At 41.2% G+C, this 1917-nt stretch carries 1 protein-coding gene; it reads right to left on the bottom strand.

Translation table 11 applies throughout. The annotated features are described in order from the left end of the window. Positions 1 to 76 precede the first annotated feature (76 nt). The gene (locus tag SST62_RS0103845) at positions 77 to 1798 is read right to left on the bottom strand and encodes an IS1634 family transposase (protein WP_029186363.1); all 1722 of its coding nucleotides are present in this window, start codon (positions 1796 to 1798) and stop codon (positions 77 to 79) included. Between the last annotated feature and the right edge of the window lie 119 nt (positions 1799 to 1917).

Raw genomic sequence — 1917 nt, 5'->3', positions numbered from 1 at the left:
CCCGACTTTATCACATAAAAAAATGCAAAGGATAGCTAACCCCTTGTGGGACAAGGAGTTTGGCTATCCTTTTTCATTATTTTTCTGTAGTGTATGAATCCTTTGCGTATCTCTTTAGTTCTTCATACTTTACGAGACCACGGTTCCATTCAATCCCTAGGAGTTTATTTAACTCCTGCATATCTGGACTCTCTTGTAATCTGTAGTAATCATCCTGTAACCGTGTTGCCTTCGCACTGTTTAAGGCTCTTATCATCCTCTCCGGACTCATCGCCCAGTTCGTCCTGTATTGAAGCAGTCGAATGAGGATGAGAGCTATAAAACAAGTTAGGAAATGTGCTTGAATGTGTTCCTCTGTCCAAACATAAACTGGACGGCTCTCCAATTCTGTCTTGGTAACCCTAAAGCAATCTTCTATTTTACTGAGTTGTCTATAGGAATCAAGGATTGCTTCATCTGACAGTTCAATCTCACTGGTAACAAGGACATTGATTCCGTCAAACTGAGCATCGAATTCCACCTGCTCAAGGTCAAGCTGAATGAGAGGGGAGAAGGGCTTGATTTCACCTGTCTCTTTGTCTAGATAAGACAAATCAAGGTATTTCTTTCCACCCTTCTTACTAGTCTGACGAAAGAGTTCCGCATTGGTTAAGTGACTGGCATATTCAAGAGCACCGTCTCTGCGAATCCGTTCACGATCCGCATATTTCTTACTCCAGGTAATCACGACTTTCTCCTTTATCATTTTGGAGCCTTTTCCTGTACCTAGTTTGCGGCTACGAATATAGGATTTCTTAGCGAAGGTTCCTTCCGCATTAAAATGCCACCCTTCTGGATCTAGGATCTCTTCTTGAATATCTTTGGGAGCCCCTCTCTTGCCACGATGCTTTTGGGAAAAGAGCCAGCCATCCCCTTGTTCCAACATAGCTGAAACATTGGTTGTACTATTCATTGCCTTATCCGCCACAACCACAATTCGTTCGATGCCAAATTGCTTCTTAACCTCTTCAACTGCGGGAAGATAGGTCACGGGGTCGGTTTGATTCCCTCGAAAGAGCTTGTAGCTAATGGGAATTCCGTTTGTATCCATGAATAGTCCTAACTGAACAATAGGCTTCGGTTGGTGTTCCTTGCTTGGTCCTCGTCTGCGAAGACCAACTTTGATGATTTTTCCATCATCAGATTGTTCTTCTATGTCTGGGATATCTGTCTCAAAGTAATAGTTGGTGACATCGTAGAAAACCAGACGTCCTTCCCGCTTGGTTAATCGGCTAATCTCTTGATGGAGATGAAGTTGAATCTGATTTTTTACCTCATTCAACGTGTCAAGGTGACGATAGATGGCATTTAAGTTAAGATCCCAGTCTCCGAATAGATCTGCTTGTGCTTCAACAGTGGCTAATTTACTAGTGGGGTTTAAGATTCGTTGAAATACTAGTAATTTCAAAGCCTTTGTCAAATTGTAATTGGCCTTGGTTTTTACCTGCTTCATAACATGAGAGAGTCTTAATTCTTCAAAGAGATTGTCAAATACCATCCACCCGTAGGATTTGTCTGGTTCATTCATAGGAGCCAGGAGGTCTAAGCTTAGGTGAACCGTTGTATTTTCTGTTAAAGAGCCAGCTTTTGCCTCACGCTTCAATCGTTCAAGGATGCCAGGTTCTTCAGCTTCCAAATCATCAAGAAGTCCATATTTTTTAATAATTCTCTGCTTGGTTTTCCCGTCTATGCGGTAACTTTCTGCAAGATAGACATGAGTTCTACCTTCTTTGTTAGTAGTAGTTCGAATAAAAGCCATACCTATATTATAACATACAACAACATACAACACAATAAAAAGAACGAAAAATACTTAAAAAATCCAATTCTATCAAGCGATTGAAGCGGATCGTGGAAAAATAAAGTGATAAAGTCGGG

This window comes from Streptococcus suis YS56 (assembly GCF_000440115.1).
Lineage (GTDB): Bacteria > Bacillota > Bacilli > Lactobacillales > Streptococcaceae > Streptococcus > Streptococcus suis_L.
Note: the sequence above shows the minus strand (reverse complement) of the source record. Positions and strands in the feature narration are given on the sequence as shown.

Excerpts from the sequence above, each read along its gene's own strand:
- SST62_RS0103845 (WP_029186363.1), bottom strand. The coding sequence starts at position 1,798 with ATGGCTTTTATTCGAACTACTACTAACAAAGAAGGTAGAACTCATGTC.